Here is an 18,674-nt window from a genome sequence, read left to right on the forward strand (position 1 = left end):
ATGTCAGATAACGGAACAACCGTCAAAAATAACCCTTATATACAACCGCATATGAGCTATAAAGGCAAAAAGGAATTCAGCACGGAGCTCGACCAAAATGCCTTTATGAAGCTCATGCTGGAGCAGTTAAAGCATCAGGACCCTATGTCCCCCATGGACAACTCTCAGTTCATCCAGCAAACAAGTATGCTGACCATGGTAGAAAAAATCACAAAAATGACCACGCTGATGGAGCAATCGAACAACAGCATGGTCACTTTGGATAAGTATGAAAAGCTGGTAGGTCGTACTGCTTCGTATTCCCTCACTACAAAAGACGAGATGACGGGAGAAACTAAGACGGAGAAGAAAGAAGGCGTACTTGATGCCGTCTACATGGATCAAGGCAAAATCTACTTCCGTATCGCAGGCGAATCGACACCGATTCCGCTGGCAGACGTCTCCGGATTGGAATCGCAAGGTCTGGCCGGCAATACGCTCGACAACAGCGTGAAGTACATGGAAATGATCGGTCGTGAGATTTCCTATAAAGTAACAAAGGAAGTCGACCGGGATGGCAATCCAGATACCAAAAACGACATTTCCAAGGTTGATGAAATCTTGAATGGCGTCATCACTGGCTTTACCACAAAAAACGGTACCGCACAATTCCAACTGGATAATGGATCAACCGTAAAAGCCGAAGAAATCGTAGGCATGACGGTGAAACCTGAAAACAGAACAATGGGCAACTCCCTTGCCTATGCGCAAATGATCGGCTACAATATCACGTACAACCAGTCTCAGACAAACCCGGACGGCACCACTACCAATACTCCTCTTTCCGGAGTGGTCAAAGCTGTCAGCATGAAAAACGGAGTCGTTGAATTCGTCCTCCAGGATGATAAGAAAGTCGCTCTCAATCAAATCACAGGATTCGAAGCAACTGCCTAGAATCCTATCCAAAAAGCCGCACATCTTCGAAATCGGAGAAGGCGGCTTTTTCTTTTACAAGTTCCTATTCGTTTACGATCACTTTTCCGGTTATCGCATCCACATAAAATGTATCATCTACTTTAGATTCTCCCCCGCAGAAGCAATGCGAGCGAGTTTGGCGAAACGAAAGGTCATAGCCGAGTTTCCAGGTAATCGTGTTTTTCTTATAATCTGGCTGGTGGATATAGGTCAGCTCAAGTGGATAGGTTTGCAGTAATCGGGTCATAGCCACTTGTTCTTTAAGGGCTTGAGAACGGGCAGGGTATTTGACACTGGGCGGTTTGTTTATGCTCACCTGATCCCATGTACCCGTCCATGAATCGATCCGAATCGTATACATCCCGTTCTCCACACTCTGATTGACCCCATAAACTGGAATGCCGTTTACAAGGGGATCAGCTATGATTGAGGTGTACCTTTCATCTCCATCCTCCGTTATTTGGATCTGATTGTTTCCAGACGGAGTCAGTCTTTTCAAAAGCTTATCCGCTTCCATCCGATCCCGCTTCTTATCCGTTTTCACATTAGACCATTGCGGATTATTCACCTTTGTGGAAAATGCAAGCAGTTCACCAGACTTTGCATCCGTCACGAGGAGATGATGCTGCTCACCGTTAGTGCTTCCCTCAGGAAAGGTAGCCATTCGAGATATCTTGTCAGCATCGGGAACCCCCTCACTAAAATTCCCCCAAATGAAATAACGACGGGCTGGACCATCATCGTAACTCGCCTCGTAGATGGACAGCGGCAGCTTTTCTGTTTCGAGTCTAAACAATATGCGTAATAAATCACGGGCTTGTGCCTCTGTTTGCGCTACCCACTTCTCACCTGTTCCAGTCACATTGATGGTCTGAGCCGGGTTGGTTGTCGCTCGGGAATTCGCTGTTACCAATCGTTTGCCACTGAAGGCATCCAATGCACTACCTGTATGTTGTTGCGCTATGACTCCATTTTTCAGGACATAAGCGAGCTTTGCTTCTACCTGTTCGCTTTGATGATGAATGGGCAATAAATAAACAAGCTCTAATGGCCGGCTTTCTTGCCACTTTCGTACAGCTAGTTCGGAGGAGATGACACGCTGCGGAGATGGGAGTGAAGAGGGACTTACTTTTTCGTATAGCCTGCCATCAAACGTGGAAAACCAAACGATTCTTCCCGATGCATCAAAACTGACGAGACAATCATAATCGTCATCGAGCACCACATTATTCAGAACTCGCACCAGTCGAACCGTCAATAAATCCTTATTTTTATAAACCTCTCTCGCTTGATAGTTGTTTCCTGTGCCAGTCTCCTGCAATCCAGCGACAAAAGCTAGCGCACGTGCTTTGGCTTGCTGCTCAGTCGGGTAGGCAGGCTTTGTTGCTGCTTTCGGGGTAAGATTCAGTCGGAGCAACTCCCCTGTCTGTCCGTCAAAAATCGCATCATCCATGGACGACTCAGCCTCAGCAGCAGACTGTGCAAACGTGACCACTACCCCGCTAACACCAGGTCCATCTACATCGCCACCGTAAACGACAAAGCGCGAAGACAGCTCCGGCAAAAGCTTGACTAGCTTTTGGACACCTTTCGTCACATGCATCGGTACAGCTACAACCGATTGGGCCTGTGCTACGGTCACAGTTGTCGTTGCGCCTGCTCCTGATAAGGGTGCGGCAAAAACCGTGGTAGCAGCTAATGTACCCGACAAAAACCACGAGACCGTTCTTTTTACCTTCAACACCGAACCCACTCCCTCTTTTTTCCTCCTACATTGAGACGCAACAGCTACCAGTAAGTTTCCCATTGGACAAGCTTATCTCGAAAAAAAGAAGGTATGCACGTTTGCCTGCATACCTTCTCCCAACTATCCTTATGCTCCTACATTTAGCTTCTCCAGCTTTTGCTTGATCAGCTCGACTACACTGGCGCGTTTCAAATCAACAAATGCACGGGTATTGGCATCTGGAACCACAATAATCCCCAGTTGGTGATGATTGCCCGCATAGACCGCACACTGTACGAACTTCAGCTCACCTTCATGCGTGAGTACTTCCATTTTACAAAAGGCAGGATTGGCTTGTAGTGCTGGATATAAATCTTCTTTTTCCCGCACCGAAATGCCATTTACTTTCACGATAATCTCACCGGGCGTAATGCCGATTTCCTCTGCTCTCGTTCCCGGAATGACACCCATTACTTTTACACCGCGCGAAGACTGGATGAAATAAGGCGTACGCTTTCTTTCTTGATACTGACTCCAGAAAAACAGCGCCTCATGACCGAATAGTGCAAAGATCGCGGTCAGCATGATCAACGGATAGAACCATACAGTCAGAGCACACAATCCCAACAAAATGAGCGCATACAGCGTCAAATTTTTTGCAACCTGCGTTGCTTTTCTATACGGAGTCATCGTTTGCGTCATATCAGAGAATCCGGTCACTGTGGGCAGAAGCATCAGTCCGAAAGAAGCGACTTCGGGCGAAAAGAACGGCCACCCCGGATACAACGCACCACTGATAGCACCAGGCTCCATCTGTACGAACAGCACGGCTGGCGTCAGCCAAAAAGAATGAAGCAAATAGGCACCGACAATCCGACCACGCTGCCCTTCCACGAACAGTGGAGAAGCGTCTCGCCCGCCATTCCAGCGTACGAGCATCGCTTCAATTAGATGCATGATCGCAACTAACGCAAGCAATGGCAATGGTTTCGCCTGACGAATCATTTCCCAGATATAGCTCAATCCTGGAACATCCGTAACCGGTGGAATAACCAGTGTGATCGCGTGTAAAATCGCCAAAATCCCGGCAGCATATGCGAAACAGAGAAATCGTAAACGAATCAGCGCCAAGATGAGCGCCAATCCCCATAGTATCCACAAATCCTGTGCTTGCACGACCACGCCGAGTCCTGCACTAAGAAGAGAAATCAGCAAGCCTCCCACCAAGCCCATTCCTACAGCCCGAATCGTTGAGAGCAAGGGGGACTGAATGCGTGCAGAAAAAAGCTGCCTTTCCAGATTCATCTGTCTGCGATAATGCAAATAAATAAAAACCAGAAAGAGATAGAAGACAGGATTGATAAAAAATGCGGCAAAGCCATATGCAATGGTAAGCATATCTGCCTGTATCGCCAATTGCCTCACCTCAACTAAAGGAAAGAAAAACCACGGCATTTGATTTGCCGTGGTTATCATTTCTACGGGTAGCAGGGAATTACCTGCTTCCATTTTCTTGATTATTCATTACTTGCCCGTGACTACATCCAGAGCTTTTTGCAATTGCAGATCATTCTCTGGCTTCGTCATCGTTTTACGGAGACTTTCTTCCAGCGAAGAGCGTGTCTTCGCGTCTACTTTGCCAGTTACCTCAAGCTTGCTGGAGGTTTGGAACTGCTTGATTGCTTCCTCTGTCTTTTCATCAAAATAGCCATCTTCTCGTCCTGTGGACAGATTCAAGCCTTTCAGGATGAGCTGCAGGTTTTTCACGTCAGTACCAGCCATGTCGCGCTGCAATACCTTATCTGCCGGCAGCAGAGTTGCGTTGAAATAGTCAGGTTGCTTAACTTCAAAGTCTGGCTTAATGCCTTTTTTATGGACCCAATCCCCACTCGGTGTGATCCACTTGGCAATCGTCAGCTTCAATTGGCTCTTGTCGTTCATTTCCATGGTACTCTGAACGGTTCCTTTACCAAAGGTCTTCTCACCGACCAGCTTGTAGTTGCCGCTATCTCGCAGAGCACCCGCGAGAATCTCCGATGCACTGGCGCTTCCGCCATTAATCAGTACCGAGATTGGATAAGGCTTGGCAGCTTCTGTAGTCGAGAAATACTCTTCTTTTTGCTGTCCGCCATTTCCATACTCGATTTGTACGATCTTGCCTTTATTCGGTACGAGGATTTCGCCGATTTCCTTCACAGCCAGCAAATACCCGCCCGGATTGCCTCGAACGTCAATTACCAGACCGCCAATCCCCTTCTGCTCAAGAGCAGCCAGCTGTTCTTTGAAGTGCTTAGCTGTGTCTGTAGAGAACTGGGTAAGGTTGATTACCCCTACTTTAACACCGTTCTTCTCGATAATCTGACTGTTTACCGTCTCAATCGGAATATCGTCACGTACACACACAATGGTAAGAGGCTCTGGTACTCCGGCTCTCACTACTTTGAGAACCGCCTTCGTTCCTTTTGGACCACGAATCTTCGTCACTGCCTGATGCAGGTCCAATCCTTCAAGGGATTCATCATTTACGCTCAAAATTTGGTCGTTTGGACGCAGCCCCGCACGCTCCGCTGGGGAGTTTTTGAATGGGGAAACAACCGTTACCCGACCATTTTGCATCGTTACCTCTGTCCCAATCCCTTGGAAAGTCGAGTGTAGGGTAGATGTGAACTCCTCAGCAGAGCGAGGGTCCATGTAATCACTATACGGATCTTCAAGCGACCCGACCATTCCGCCAATTGCACCCTCTACTAACTGCTCAGTGGTGACATTTTGGATGTAATCTTTCTTGATTGCTGAAAACGCCTCGTACAGCTTCTGGAACTCTTTCGGATAATCTCCGCTTCCAGAAAACAGCGCCATGCTGGATGCTGTTAAAGCCCCACCTTGACTCGAACTGGCGCTAGCCGATGTCTTCATGATCGCCATCGTAACAAAACTACTGGCTACCATGGAGATGAGTACAAGCGCGATTACGGTACGTCCTTTCCATCTCACTGTTACGTCACCATCCTTTGTGCTACCGGAAAAAGATATGCTGCTAGTGTATGCATGTTCCGTTCACAATATTTGTCTGGTCGCACGAGGGTCTACTTCAAGTACGGCATTGGGTTAACTGCTACGTCGTTTTTATAGACGGTAAAGTGTACGTGATTTCCGGTTGAGCGACCTGTTGATCCTACCTCTGCGATCTTTTGACCTCTCGATACGGATTGCCCAACTGAAACCTTGATACCTCCCTCGCGAATATGACCGTACAGAGTGGTATATTCTGCGTTATGCTTGATCATTACTGTATTCCCGAAGCCGCCGTTATATCCTGCAAAGAGAACAATTCCGTCAGCCGCAGCCAAAATTGGCGTTCCCTTCCGTGCTGCCATATCTACACCATTATGCCCAGCTGAACGGCCTGTAAACGGGTCGGACCGCACTCCGAAGCCTGAAGTGAAGCGGAATTGCCCACTTGCGACAGGCAAACCAAACTTTCCACCCTTGTAGCCTGTACTGGATGCGCTCAGCGCACGTACTCGCTCCGAATATTTGGCTGCTTCTTGTTTGGTGATAGCCAAAAGCTCCTGCCCATACTGCTCCAAATCCACTTCAAGAGCAGACTCTTTTTTATCCAGTTCAGCCTTGACCACTAAACTTTGCTTGTACTGCTTGTCCAATTCGACTTTGAGCTCCTCAGCCTCATCGAACATCCCAGCGTACACAGTCAGCTGATGATCAATTTCTTTCTTTTTGGTCTCGATGGTTTCCTTATCGCGAATGTTATCCTCTAAAATACGCGTGTCCTGCTCCAAAATAAGCTGCAAGGCCTGCATACGCGTCAAAAAGTCCCCAAAGTCAGAGGAACCGAGAAGGACATCCAAATAGGAGACCGTACCGCGTTCGTACATGGAAGTCACACGTGTTCTGAGCAAGGCATCCCTTTTCGCCACGCGATCCTTTGCCTCATCCAGCTTATCCTGCGCGTTTGCTGCTTTTTCCTTGGTATCTTCCATTTGCTGCTCAAGCTTGTCCAGCTTTTTCTGTGTATCGTTGCGACGCAAATCGATTTGCATCAATTGCGTTTCCAAGCCCTTTTTCTCTTTTTGCACGACATTGATCTGTTCTTCTGTCTTCTTCATTTGCTGCTGCTGGCTTTTCTTCTTCTTTTGGATTTCTTTTAGCTCTCGATTAATCTTGTCCAAAGAGGCCTTACTAGGCGCAGCCAAGCTCACATTCGTCGGGAGCACCGTACCGACTACAAGCCCAGTGATTACGAGTGCTAGCAGGATTCTCTTTCTCATGATACTCCTCCCACGCTCTTCAAATTATTAAACTCGCAAGAAGCGACGTACGGACACCAAACTTCCCCAAATCCCGATGAATGCACCAATCGCCAGCAAAGCCAACGCAACTTGATACACGAGCGGGAATAGCGGCAACAGTTTAAACAGTTGGGAAGCTTCAAAACTGGAGTGAATGGCATCCAGGAGGTAGTAATACCCAACCATTAACATAATGGTCGGAATCAATGCCCCTGCCACACCCATCATGAGCCCTTCCACAAAGAATGGCCAACGGATAAACCAGTTCGTGGCACCAACCAGCTTCATGATTTCAATCTCTCTGCGACGTGCCACAATTGTCAGCTTAATCGTGTTGGCAATCAAGAACATCGCGGTAAAACCAAGTCCAATAATAAAGGCAATCCCGACATTACGAACTGCTCCAGTCAAGGAAAACAGTTTGTCCACAGTGCCTTCCCCGTAGGTTAGGCTTTTGACATACTGGATATTTTTAATTTGAGCAGCAACAGCAGCAGTGTCTTGCGGTTGCTTCGTTTTTACGGTAAACGCATCCGGCAGAGGATTGCTTTCCTCCAATCCTTCAAACAAATACGCTTTTTCACCAAGGCTCTCTTTAAATTTCTTCAGCCCTTCGTCTTTCGGTATGAATGAAACGGACTCCACTTGCGGAAGCTTCTTGATGTTGTTCTCAACCTGTGTGATGTTTTCTTTTGTCGCCAGCAAGTCCATGAAGACGCGGATTTCTACCTGCTTTTCCACGGTTTGCGCAAAGTAATTGACGTTCATCGCCAGAATGAGGAAAACTCCCAAGATAAAGAGAGTAATGGTCACGGCACTAATTGAAGCGAACGACATCCAGCCGTTCCGCCCGAGGTTTTTGACCCCTTCACGGACATGGCGCCCCAGCGTCCTAATCTTCATAACCGTATTCCCCTCTCTGCTCATCACGGGCAATTTGGCCTGCTTCGATCGCAACCACCCGTTTTCTCATGGTGTTTACAATTTCTCTATTGTGGGTAGCCATAACGACTGTCGTTCCACGCTGATTAATTTCTTCAAAAAGCTTCATGATTTCCCAAGAGGTCTCTGGGTCCAGGTTCCCCGTTGGCTCGTCCGCGATAATAATTCCCGGACTATTCACCAATGCGCGTGCCAAGGCAACCCGTTGCTGCTCACCACCGGACAGCTCGCTTGGTAGCATTTTGGCTTTATGCTTGAGCTTTACGAGACCCAAAACATCCATCACGCGCGGCTTGATTTGTTTCGGATTGCTCTCGATTACTTCCATCGCAAATGCGACATTTTCGAACACGGTTAACGTCGGCAGCAGCTTGAAGTCTTGGAACACGACACCGATACTGCGGCGGACTAATGGTATTTGACGCTCTTTGATTCTGCTGACATTGAAGCCACCCAGAAAGATTTGTCCTTTCGTCGGCTTCTCTTCACGGTACATCAATTTGATAAACGTAGATTTACCCGCACCACTGGGGCCTACTACGTACACAAATTCACCTTTCTCAATCCGAATATTGATTCCTTTCAAAGCATTGGTTCCATTCGGGTATGTTTTCCATACATCGAACATTTCGATCAAGCCAATCACATCCTACTTCGTCAGATCCTTGTCTATGTATCTTGATCCTGATTTTTTGTTAACGGTAAAATCGACAAAACCCCTCTACCCACTAGCAAGCGCTGCCATACCTTGCTGAAAAACAGCGGGATTTCCCATCTTATCCATTATACCACCACGATTCACGGATGGTATCCACTAAATCTCTCATTTCTTGTCGAAACAGCTTCGATTGTTAACAACTGTCACGAATTAGGGAGATATTAAGATTGCACATTCCCGCCTAGCATCATGGAAAACAGTTGGCTACAATGAGTGTGATAAGAGGTCATCATAAAAAAGGAGCTGGTTATCAACGTGGAAAATTTTGTTTACCATAACCCGACACAGCTGATTTTTGGACGGGGTCAATTGGCCCAGCTCGAGGAAAAAGCACGTCTGCTAGGTCCCACCGTTCTTTTGGTATATGGTGGTGGCAGTATAAAGCGAACTGGTCTCTACGACAAAGTGATTTTTCTTCTCCAGTCTGCGGGCTGCCGCGTGCATGAGTTGTCCGGAGTGGAGCCAAATCCACGTCTGAGTACCGTTAACAAAGGAATTGAGTTATGCCGCCAAGAGGGTGTCAATTGGATACTCGCTGTAGGTGGTGGTAGTGTAATCGACGCGGCCAAAGCAGTCGCGATTGGTGTGCCTTACGAGGGAGATGTTTGGGATTTTTATACGCGCAAAGCGGTCGCACAAGAGGCTCTGCCCCTCGGTACCGTACTGACACTTGCTGCTACTGGTTCTGAAATGAATCGGGGAAGTGTCATCACCAACTGGGAGACACAAGAAAAGCATGGGGCTGGCACGACGTTTCCGACGTTTTCGATTCTAGACCCAGAGCATACGTTTAGCGTACCTCGCGACCAAACGATCTACGGAATCAGCGACATTTTGTCCCATGTATTCGAGCAGTATTTCACGCATACAGCCGAAATTCCACTGCAAACACGTTTTGCCGAGTCGATCATGAAGACCGTCATCGAAAATGCAGAACGCGTCCTCACCAATCCGGAAGACTACGATGCCCGCGCCAACATCCTGTACTGCGGAACAATGGCATTGAACGGCACTCTCCCGGTTGGCGTCACAACAGACTGGGCAACCCACTCCATTGAGCATGCTGTCAGTGCTATTTACGACATCCCGCACGGTGGCGGTCTGGCAATCATCTTCCCGAAATGGATGCGCTATGTGTACCGTGAAAACGTCGCTCGCTTTGTGCGGTTCGCGACAGAAGTATGGAATGTCGATCCTTCCGGCAAGACAGACGATGAGATCGCCTTGGAAGGGATCGCCGCTACGGAAGCTTTCTTTGCGCGTATCGGTGCCCCTACCCGATTGGCTGATTACGACATCACCGACGAGCACTTGCAGCTCATGGCCGAAAAAGCTACTCCTTTTGGACCGATCGGCCAGTTTAAAACATTGACGAGTGACGATGTGGCACAGATTCTTCGATTAAGCTTGTAAAAAATACAATAAATCGACAGTTAGAAGCAATTGATTATATACGAATCAGTTGCTTCTACTTTTTTGAAAACAGATACAAAATCTATCATCTCATGAAAATTAATGTAAAATTCTGTATTTACAACCTTTTTTAAATAGAATATTATGAAAATTGTAAAATAAAGTCGTTAAAAGGAGGGTTTACTATGAAGAAAAAGCTTCTAGTCGGTCTTTCATCATTGGTTTTGAGTTTAACAGTGGCATCCTCTGTATTTGCTGCATCGTATTGGGAAACGGAAACAAATCAGCAAAGCAATAATACATGGAGTCAACGTGATGCAAATGGATTTGTTCTAGGAATCGGGGATGTCGCACAAGGATACATTTGGGATATTGATGATGAAGACTACGTTGCTTTTTACCCAAAAACAAGTGGTACAAGAACAATTAGATTGAACGTTCCTTCCAATATGGATTTGAAATTTGAAATATGGGATGCAGCGCGTAACAAAGTATTGGATGAATCCATTTCAAATAAAAACGGTGTAGGTGGCGCTGAATCAGTTACCATGTATTTTTCTGCGCAAAAATACTATATTTTAATTGACCGAGTGAGTAAATCAGGTGCTGAAGGTAACACCACAAACGGATATGCTCTATCTATCCAATAATTTATGTTCGATCAATTCATTATGGCTCGTCCAATTCAAATGGACGAGCCATACCTTTTTCGAATGGCATACCCACACAGGAGCACCAACGGTACACCGATGCTATAGGTAACATCATAGAATGGCCAGTACTTCGCAATGATGTCGCCATAGACAACCATATTGGGCGAGAAAATCGTAGACATTACCATGAGCAAAACGATGTACGGAAGGATGAGAACCCTGAAGTTCTCGATTCGAAAGACGTGACGGATGCCCAAATGAAAAAACAGGCAATATAATGTAATTTTGACGCTCACCGCGATAAACCAAATCACCGCGATAATCGCCTCTAGCCGCTGGATGAAATCCCCGAGCTTTAGCTGTTTGATAAGAACATAGGTTGGATAAAAATGCCGCGAAGTCTGTTCTGCCCCCAAAACAAGGATGCACATCAGCATGATGATGAACAACACAATCCCTCCAAGCAACGTCCCCAGAAAAAAAGATCTCATACGTTTTTGGATAGGCGAGACAAACGGAAGAACCGCCATAAAAATGACCAGCTCTGAAAAAGGAAAGGCAATTGCCGCTGTAGAACCCTGCAAAATTGGCTTCCACCCATTTTCAAATACAGGTTGAATTCTCGACATGTCCGCCTGTGGCAGAAGAGTAATCATGAGTAAACCAAAAAAGAAAAAGAACCAGACAAAATAGATTTCTGCCGATTCTGCGACTGTTTGCAGTCCCAAACGCACACCAAACATAATCACAATGACAAACAATAGCTGTATCGCGAATCTTGGAGTCGAGACTAATAGATGCGTGCCAACAAAGTCGCCGATTTCCATCACATGCGCCCCTGCTGAAAACAGCGTATAACCAATAAACGAGAGGGTAATGATCGTTCCTAATACTCTCCCAACGGTTTGATCAACGAAGGTAAAGAAGCTCTGATTCCGATAAAGCTTCCCCACAGCTATGAGTAAGACAATATTGAGCAGTCCCACCACAAGCCCGATCAGGATGGATATCCACGCATCCTGTTTAGCGAGTGTAGCCGTCACTCCAGGCAGAACGAGAACGGAATCCCCAATGGTAACTAGGGTGACGAGCATCAATAGTTGCCGGGGACTGATCTTGTAGCTCTCTTGCATGATTGCTCCCTGCTCTCTTTAGGCCTTCGATCCCTTTATACAATTATTTCCTCCATGAATCGGCGCTAAACACGTAGGCATTTCATGCTATGATAAAGAAATATATGTAAAATGGATGGGAGGACTGCAACCATGTATAGAGTAAAAAAGCAGGACGTAATTTATGCCATGTCTCCTGAGAATCGGCCGGTCTTGAAGGTAGAAGCAGGCAGTATCGTAACGTTTGAAACCTGCGATTGCTTCGAGGACCAAATCCAATCGGCTGACACGGTGTTTCAAGAGCTTGATTGGAATCGGATCAACCCTGCTTCCGGCCCTATTTATATAGAAGGAACAGAACCAGGTGATATTTTGGTTGTTCATATTCAGAAAATTAAGATTAAAAATCGAGGCGTAATGGTTACAGGGCCGGAACTGGGTGTAATGGGTTTCGACCTGCAAGAAAATGTGATCAAAATGATTCCGATACAAGATGGAAAAGCTGTCTTGTCGGACAAGCTTCAGGTTCCGATCAGTCCTATGATTGGCGTAATTGGAACAGCTCCTGCCAAAGAAGCCATTTCATGCGGTACGCCAGGCGATCACGGCGGTAACATGGACTGCAAGCAAATGCGCGAAGGTACTACATTGCTTTTACCCGTAAATGTTCCCGGCGCATTGTTTGCCCTGGGTGACCTTCATGCTGCAATGGCTGACGGTGAAGTTGCTGTATGTGGTGTGGAAATCGCAGGGGAAGTAACCGTAAAGCTCGATGTAATAAAAGGAAAACAGTGGCCGTTACCGATGGCAGTCAACCAGGAGCATTTGATCACAATTGCGTCGGAAAAAGCGCTGGACAAGGCTGCGGATCGAGCGGTCATCAACATGGTACAATTTCTACACGAAGAGCTCGGCGTAGAAAAGGCCGAAGCCACCTTCCTGCTCTCCGCTGCGGGAGATTTGCGCATCTGTCAGGTCGTGGATCCTTTAAAGACAGCCCGTATGGAGTTGCCTCTCGCGTACGCAACCGCAGTTGGCTTTGATTCGAAAATAGTCGGTAGATAAGGATAGAACGCAAAAAAACCCCAAAGCTATGGGGTTTTTCCCTTTATACATGCACGTTTTTATGCAGGTGAACCAACATCGATCAGGGATTCAATCATGACCTTTTGGCTGTTTTTATCCACCCAAGCATGTGTTTCTACCAGTTGCTTGCGATACCAATCCATTTGGACTTCTACCTGATTACGAGCGGTCCCACCCAACACGTTGCGCGCATTGACGACGGTCTCAACAGCTAGCGCTTCATACACATCTGCTCCAATAGCCTCTGAGAAGCTCTGGAATTCCTCCAAGGTCAGATCCAGAAGATATTTTTGCTGCTCGATGCAGTACAAAACGGTTCTCCCTACGACTTCATGCGCCTGACGGAACGGCATGTCTTTGCGAACCAAGTAATCTGCCAAATCTGTCGCATTGGAAAAGTCATTGGTAACTGCTTGACGCATACGATCTGTTTTGACTTGCATCGTTTTAATCATCGGCGTGAGCAACGCTAGTGCACCATGAATGGTAGCTACCGTATCAAACATGCCCTCTTTATCTTCTTGCATATCCTTGTTGTACGCCAGCGGCAAGCCTTTCAATACGGTTAACAATCCAAACAGATTGCCGTAAACACGCCCTGTTTTCCCGCGAACCAGCTCTGCCACATCAGGATTTTTCTTTTGCGGCATAATACTGGACCCCGTACAAAAAGCATCGTCTAGCTCCACAAAGGAAAATTCCTGACTGCTCCAGATGACGAGCTCTTCGCACAGACGGGAAAGATGAGTCATGACCAAAGAAGCGTCTGCCAAAAATTCGACAATGAAATCACGATCACTCACTGCATCCATGCTGTTTTGATAGATACCGTCAAATTGCAGCAATTCCGCTACAAATGTGCGGTCGATCGGGAATGTCGTACCTGCGAGAGCACCTGCTCCAAGCGGCAACACATTCACACGCTTCCACGTCTCGGTCATCCGTTCGATATCGCGTTGCAGCATGGACACATACGCCATCAGGTGATAGCCAAACAATACCGGTTGCGCACGTTGCAAATGTGTATAGCCTGGCATGACGGTATCGAGATGCTGGCCTGCTTGTTCTAACAATGCCTCTTGCAAATACATCGCCAATTGGATAATCTCCATCAGCTTTTCTCTGAGGTACAGGTGCATATCCAAAGCAACCTGATCATTGCGGCTGCGTCCAGTATGGAGTTTGCCCCCCACCGGACCGATCTCTTCAATCAGCATCTTTTCAATATTCATGTGCACATCTTCGTGCGCAACGAGAAACTCAGCTTGCCCGCGCTCAATTTTCTCTTTTACTTTTTTCAAGCCAGCAATGATCTGTCTTACTTCCTCCATCGGCAGGATGCCACACTTGCCCAACATGGCAACATGAGCCAGGCTTCCAACGATGTCCTGTCGCCACATTTTCTGGTCGAAAGAAATAGAAGCGGTATACTCTTCTACGAGTTGATTTGTCGGCTTCGTGAAGCGTCCTCCCCAGAGTTTCATTGCTTGATCGCATCCTTTTCATCCAAAATCTTAATGGCCGTGTTTTTATTCTCGTGCAGTACACCCTCGTTTACCTGTGCGTATACCTTTGTTGGCAGACCCCACAGCTTGATGAAACCGAGTGCTGCTTTGTGGTCGAATTGGTCACCTGCATTGTAAGTCGCCAGCTCATGGCTGTAGAGAGACGATGCAGAGGTACGGCCGACAACGATCGCATGTCCTTTGTGCAGCTTCACGCGTACAACACCCGTTACGTGTTTTTGCGTTTCTTCAATGAATGCCTGGACAGCATTGCGAATTGGCGAAAACCAAAGACCCTCGTAAATCACTTGCGCCAGTTTTTGCTCGACAATCGGTTTGAATTGAGCGACCTCACGTGGTTGGGTCAAGAATTCCAGCTCACGGTGCGCCAAAATTAAAGTAGTCGCAGCCGGTGTCTCGTAAACTTCGCGAGATTTGATGCCCACCAAACGGTTTTCCACATGGTCGATACGGCCTACACCATGGTTTCCAGCGATCTTGTTCAGCTTGAGGATCAGCTCAGCCAGTGGGAGCTCTTCGCCGTTCAATGCCGTTGGCTTCCCTTGCACGAAGGTGATTTCGATTTCTTCTGCCTCGTCTGGAGCATCCATGATTGACTTCGTTAGATCGTATGCACCTTCTGGAGGAGCTGCCCATGGATCTTCCAGAACACCGCACTCGCAGCTTCTGCCCCACAGGTTTTGGTCAATGCTGTATGGATTGTCCAGATCGATTGGGATCGGAATATTGTTCTTTTTCGCATATTCGATCTCTTCGTCACGCGTCCAGCCCCATTCACGAACCGGCGCCACGATTTTGATATCCGGGTTCAGTGCTGTAAAGGAAACATCGAAACGTACCTGGTCGTTTCCTTTTCCTGTGCAACCATGTGCGACAGCTACCGCGCCTTCTTTTTCCGCGATTTCAACCAGCACGCGCGAAATCAGGTAACGCGACAGTGCAGACACTAGCGGATATTTCCCTTCGTACATCGCGTTTGCCTTCAGAGCTGGCAACACGAATTCCTCTGCGAATGCATCTTTTGCATCCACTACGATTGATTTCAATGCCCCTACCTGCAATGCTTTTTTCTGTACGAAATCGAGGTCTTTCCCTTCCCCTACATCCAATGCAACTGCAATGACATCGTAGTTATACGTATCTTGCAGCCATTTAATTGCTACCGATGTATCTAAACCGCCTGAATAGGCCAACACAATTTTTTCTTTTGCCATCATTCTCTCTCCCCGTTTCGAAGTTTCTCTTATGCGAGTAATTATACAAACGAACTAATAAAAATACAACTATTTTTCTTGTGAATTTCTTGTTAATTCGCATTCAAAGACGAATACGCAATGAAAATATACACTTCTCGTATAAAGAGTGTCTTGTTTTTATGCATACTCATCATCTGTTTATGCATAAACGTTCTCGTCATCAAAAGGGAAACTTATCCTGGGCAACGAATGAGTGAATGGAGGAATTCCATAGGAGAAGTCTGTTGGAGGGATTATGAAAATAATTTATTTGGTACGTCATTGTCAGGCTGCTGGCCAAGAACCCGAAGCCTTGCTCACGGAAAAGGGAGAAGTACAAGCTCGGGAGCTTGCCACCTTCTTCGCTGGTTCCCCCATTGATCGAATCATTTCGAGTCCGTATCATCGGGCGGTTGCTACCATCCAGCCACTTGCACAGGAACGCGGAATCGTAGTTGAAGAAGACACGCGCTTGGTCGAGCGTGTCCTTAGCGGAGTACCACGTGAGGATTGGTTCGAGCGACTCCGCGATACGTTCGATGACTTGACTCTTGAACTCGAAGGAGGCGAATCCAATCTTACTGCTATCAACCGGGCAAATTCGCTGCTCACTGAGATTTTGGCAGACGAGCATAAAAACATTGTGCTTGTTAGTCACGGATGCCTACTGGCCTTGTTCATGAAATCAATAGATGATCGCTTTGGCTTTCACGATTGGGAGAAATTAAGCAATCCAGATGTCTTCAAGCTTACCTGCCATTTAGAAACCAGTGAGCTCGTCCGCATATGGTCGTAAACGAATAAAAACAGTTACAAGGGGCAGCTCATCTGATTGCCTCCTGTAACTGTTTTTGTGGGATGGACTCTATTCCGATAATGCTCTGCAACTCATCGCACGGCAGTCGCTGAACGATTCTGATAAAATGCTCCGCCAATATCGGATCAAATTGGGTACCGGAGCCTCTTCTGATTTCTTGAAGCGCTTCCTCCACAGGTAGCCCTTTTCGATAAGGCCTGTCCGCAACCATCGCATCGAAAGCGTCTGAAATCGCTAAAATTCTCGCCATCAGCGGAATCTCATCCCCGGCTAAACCATCCGGATAGCCCCTTCCATCTATACGCTCATGATGCGAGCGGATCGCCGGAAGCAATTCATTGAACATCCCTGCTTGCAAAATGATTTCGTAACCAATGACCGTGTGCTGCTTGATCTTGTCATACTCTTCTGGAGTGAGCTTTCCTTTTTTATTGAGAATTTCGTCTTCGATGCCAATTTTTCCAATGTCGTGCAGGATTCCCCCGATATAAACATCCTCCACTTTTCGTTCGGCCAAACCAATATCTCTCGCAATTTCTCTTCCCCAGTAAGCTACACGCTGAGAATGTCCACTTGTGTATCGATCTCGTGCGTCAATGGAAGCAGCCATCGTCGTTAAGAAGTTGTGATTGAATGATTTGACCTCTTCCACTTTTTGCTGAAGCCTTTGAAGATTGTCATAGTAATGATGAAAAACGTAGCTGATCGTAATAAACGCAATCGTCATAGGAATTAGTGTTAACGGACCATATAACTCTACTAATCGTGAACCTACCCCGGCAAGAATTAAAAGCAACAAGTAAGTCGAGGTAAAGCCTTTTGCCATCATCTTTACGGTTCGCGCCCAGGTCATTTGATGAAAATAGGAGATACCCAATCCACATAAAGTCAGGTTCACAAACCAATACACAACAGCCAAAAACAAATCACTAATAATGGGAGAAACAGTTCCTAAGCCCTCGATCCAATCCTTCAAAAACGCTACTGTCCATATAGTCATTAACAACTGCCCAATGTTAATAATAGCTTTTAGCGGATTAAACCTTACCAGGAAAGCAATGATTAAAGATTCAATAACAGCAGCCCATACTCCGACCCAAACTCCGTACAACAAGATACCCGAAAAGATTACAGCATTGTTCACTGTTAAAATCGTATTAGATATACGCACGGGAGCAAAACAGGAAAAAATGGTCAGGAGGGTGTAGGTAGATAATACCCCCCAATGCTCACGAGCAGCCCATTCAGATGAAGATGTGTAAAAAATATAGATTGCTGCAATGACAAATCCAACCTGGACAACAATCCCTTTTATCCAAACTGCAAAATCAGTTTTTTGTCGCATAACTTTTACCTTCGCGAAGTTGTAGTAATGAAATCGGTTTATTCATCAATCGCTGAACAAGTAAAAAGGCACCTAACATAATAAAAATATCGCCGATGCTAATAATCCGCGGAATGAAAGATGGCATGTAAATGACATCCGTCAAAAACGGAAAATTCGAACTTTCCGTCAATACACTATGCTTGTAATTCGTTCCGTTTATAACAGGCTCTAAATCATAAGGAAGCTTTGCTGCTTGAACTAAATCGATTGGCATTTTTCCATTGTTAGACCAAATTGCAATCGCATTCAGAAACCAGCCGATTAAAAAAATCCGCATATCTTCAAATTCTCGATTAAAAACGAGGAAGGCCAAAATAAACACATACGCGATCGATATGAAAATGCCACCGATCGTAGGGAAGAAAACTGCACAAGACTGCAGCAATATGGTAACGATAAGAAGTTTCATTTGGTTGAACTTAGGTAATTCTTTGATTCTTCCCCCTCGCAGCAATGCTACGAGAAAAGATAGGGCAATTACATCCAATAGCATGTTGTTTCCTCCAAGCTTGAAGAAAAAACACCACTCAGCCAAGCGGTGTTTGTTTCTCCGATACGCTTATTTATCCAATATGGAAGTTTGCAGAAGTAGCTGCTACGATTGCTACCACCATCATAATTGCCGCGAACCATTTTTTCATTTTCTTTTCCCCTCCTTCAAGCATAGTGGAGAAAGCTGGCTTCGCTACTGTCCGTGATGCAGAGGCCAAGCGACCAAGTACAGCCCCTGCTCCCCTTTCCTTTTCCATTACGGAAAAGGTTGGATTCGCTACTGGCTCCATACGGACCAAGCGA

General features: G+C 46.4%; 17 protein-coding genes. 5 read left to right on the forward strand and 12 right to left on the reverse strand.

The genetic code is table 11. From position 1 onward, the window contains the following. Positions 1–933, forward strand: a complete 933-nt coding sequence (locus HP570_RS14445; protein WP_015893505.1) for a flagellar hook assembly protein FlgD — start codon at positions 1–3, stop codon at positions 931–933. 64 nt (positions 934–997) lie between these two features. On the opposite strand, the gene HP570_RS14450 is transcribed toward HP570_RS14445, so the two are convergent. From HP570_RS14450 to ftsE, 6 genes are all read right to left on the reverse strand, one after another. Continuing rightward, positions 998–2,698: a hypothetical protein gene (locus tag HP570_RS14450; RefSeq protein ID WP_309139198.1), complete on the reverse strand. Its 1,701-nt coding sequence runs from the start codon at positions 2,696–2,698 to the stop codon at positions 998–1,000. A 129-nt stretch (positions 2,699–2,827) separates the two neighbouring features. Beyond that, complete coding sequence (locus HP570_RS14455; protein ID WP_173626178.1) at positions 2,828–4,189, reverse strand: PDZ domain-containing protein; 1,362 nt, start codon at positions 4,187–4,189, stop codon at positions 2,828–2,830. A gap of 15 nt (positions 4,190–4,204) precedes the next feature. Then, positions 4,205–5,674: a S41 family peptidase gene (locus tag HP570_RS14460; protein ID WP_173626179.1), complete on the reverse strand. Its 1,470-nt coding sequence runs from the start codon at positions 5,672–5,674 to the stop codon at positions 4,205–4,207. A gap of 92 nt (positions 5,675–5,766) precedes the next feature. After that, positions 5,767–6,969 carry a murein hydrolase activator EnvC family protein gene (locus HP570_RS14465; RefSeq protein WP_173626180.1) on the reverse strand — a complete coding sequence of 401 codons (1,203 nt, stop codon included), beginning with the start codon at positions 6,967–6,969 and terminating at the stop codon, positions 5,767–5,769. Between the two features lie 27 nt (positions 6,970–6,996). After that, positions 6,997–7,893: a permease-like cell division protein FtsX gene (ftsX, locus tag HP570_RS14470; RefSeq protein ID WP_015893510.1), complete on the reverse strand. Its 897-nt coding sequence runs from the start codon at positions 7,891–7,893 to the stop codon at positions 6,997–6,999. After that, entirely contained in the window at positions 7,883–8,569 is a 687-nt protein-coding gene (gene ftsE, locus HP570_RS14475; RefSeq protein ID WP_015893511.1) for a cell division ATP-binding protein FtsE, read from the reverse strand. Before ftsE ends, ftsX begins: the two co-directional genes overlap by 11 nt. A 336-nt stretch (positions 8,570–8,905) precedes the next feature. On the opposite strand from ftsE, the gene HP570_RS14480 reads away from it, so the two are divergent. Both HP570_RS14480 and HP570_RS14485 read left to right on the forward strand, forming a co-directional pair. Beyond that, positions 8,906–10,063 carry an iron-containing alcohol dehydrogenase gene (locus HP570_RS14480; RefSeq protein WP_173626181.1) on the forward strand — a complete coding sequence of 386 codons (1,158 nt, stop codon included), beginning with the start codon at positions 8,906–8,908 and terminating at the stop codon, positions 10,061–10,063. Between the two features lie 185 nt (positions 10,064–10,248). Beyond that, positions 10,249–10,713 (forward strand): hypothetical protein, encoded by a 465-nt coding sequence (locus HP570_RS14485; RefSeq protein ID WP_015893514.1) that lies wholly within the window; start codon positions 10,249–10,251, stop codon positions 10,711–10,713. 35 nt (positions 10,714–10,748) lie between these two features. Here the strand turns inward: HP570_RS14485 and HP570_RS14490 are convergent, their stop codons facing one another. Continuing rightward, positions 10,749–11,849 carry a GerAB/ArcD/ProY family transporter gene (locus HP570_RS14490; RefSeq protein ID WP_173626182.1) on the reverse strand — a complete coding sequence of 367 codons (1,101 nt, stop codon included), beginning with the start codon at positions 11,847–11,849 and terminating at the stop codon, positions 10,749–10,751. 132 nt (positions 11,850–11,981) lie between these two features. Between HP570_RS14490 and HP570_RS14495 the strand changes: the two genes are divergently transcribed. Beyond that, a complete protein-coding gene (locus tag HP570_RS14495; protein WP_173626183.1) occupies positions 11,982–12,893 on the forward strand; it encodes an acetamidase/formamidase family protein in 912 nt (303 codons plus the stop codon). 59 nt (positions 12,894–12,952) lie between these two features. Here HP570_RS14495 and argH read toward each other — a convergent pair whose 3' ends face one another. Together argH and HP570_RS14505 are read right to left on the reverse strand one after the other, a co-directional pair. Further along, positions 12,953–14,398 (reverse strand): argininosuccinate lyase, encoded by a 1,446-nt coding sequence (gene argH, locus HP570_RS14500; RefSeq protein WP_064200479.1) that lies wholly within the window; start codon positions 14,396–14,398, stop codon positions 12,953–12,955. Further along, positions 14,395–15,654 carry an argininosuccinate synthase gene (locus HP570_RS14505; protein WP_087341596.1) on the reverse strand — a complete coding sequence of 420 codons (1,260 nt, stop codon included), beginning with the start codon at positions 15,652–15,654 and terminating at the stop codon, positions 14,395–14,397. Before HP570_RS14505 ends, argH begins: the two co-directional genes overlap by 4 nt. 277 nt (positions 15,655–15,931) lie before the next feature. Between HP570_RS14505 and HP570_RS14510 the strand changes: the two genes are divergently transcribed. Further along, positions 15,932–16,471, forward strand: coding sequence for a histidine phosphatase family protein (locus HP570_RS14510; protein WP_173626184.1), 540 nt, complete (start codon positions 15,932–15,934; stop codon positions 16,469–16,471). A 28-nt stretch (positions 16,472–16,499) separates the two neighbouring features. Here HP570_RS14510 and HP570_RS14515 read toward each other — a convergent pair whose 3' ends face one another. The 3 genes from HP570_RS14515 to HP570_RS14525 form a co-directional block, all read right to left on the reverse strand. Continuing rightward, on the reverse strand, positions 16,500–17,837 hold the full coding sequence (locus HP570_RS14515; protein WP_173626185.1) for an HD-GYP domain-containing protein: 1,338 nt from the start codon (positions 17,835–17,837) through the stop codon (positions 16,500–16,502). Then, a complete protein-coding gene (locus HP570_RS14520) occupies positions 17,821–18,372 on the reverse strand; it encodes a DUF5317 domain-containing protein (protein ID WP_173626186.1) in 552 nt (183 codons plus the stop codon). Before HP570_RS14520 ends, HP570_RS14515 begins: the two co-directional genes overlap by 17 nt. A 70-nt stretch (positions 18,373–18,442) precedes the next feature. Next, entirely contained in the window at positions 18,443–18,661 is a 219-nt protein-coding gene (locus HP570_RS14525) for a hypothetical protein (RefSeq protein ID WP_173605598.1), read from the reverse strand. Positions 18,662–18,674 lie beyond the last annotated feature (13 nt).

The sequence above is a fragment of the Brevibacillus sp. RS1.1 genome (genome assembly GCF_013284365.1).
In the GTDB taxonomy this organism is placed as follows: Bacteria; Bacillota; Bacilli; order Brevibacillales; family Brevibacillaceae; genus Brevibacillus; species Brevibacillus brevis_D.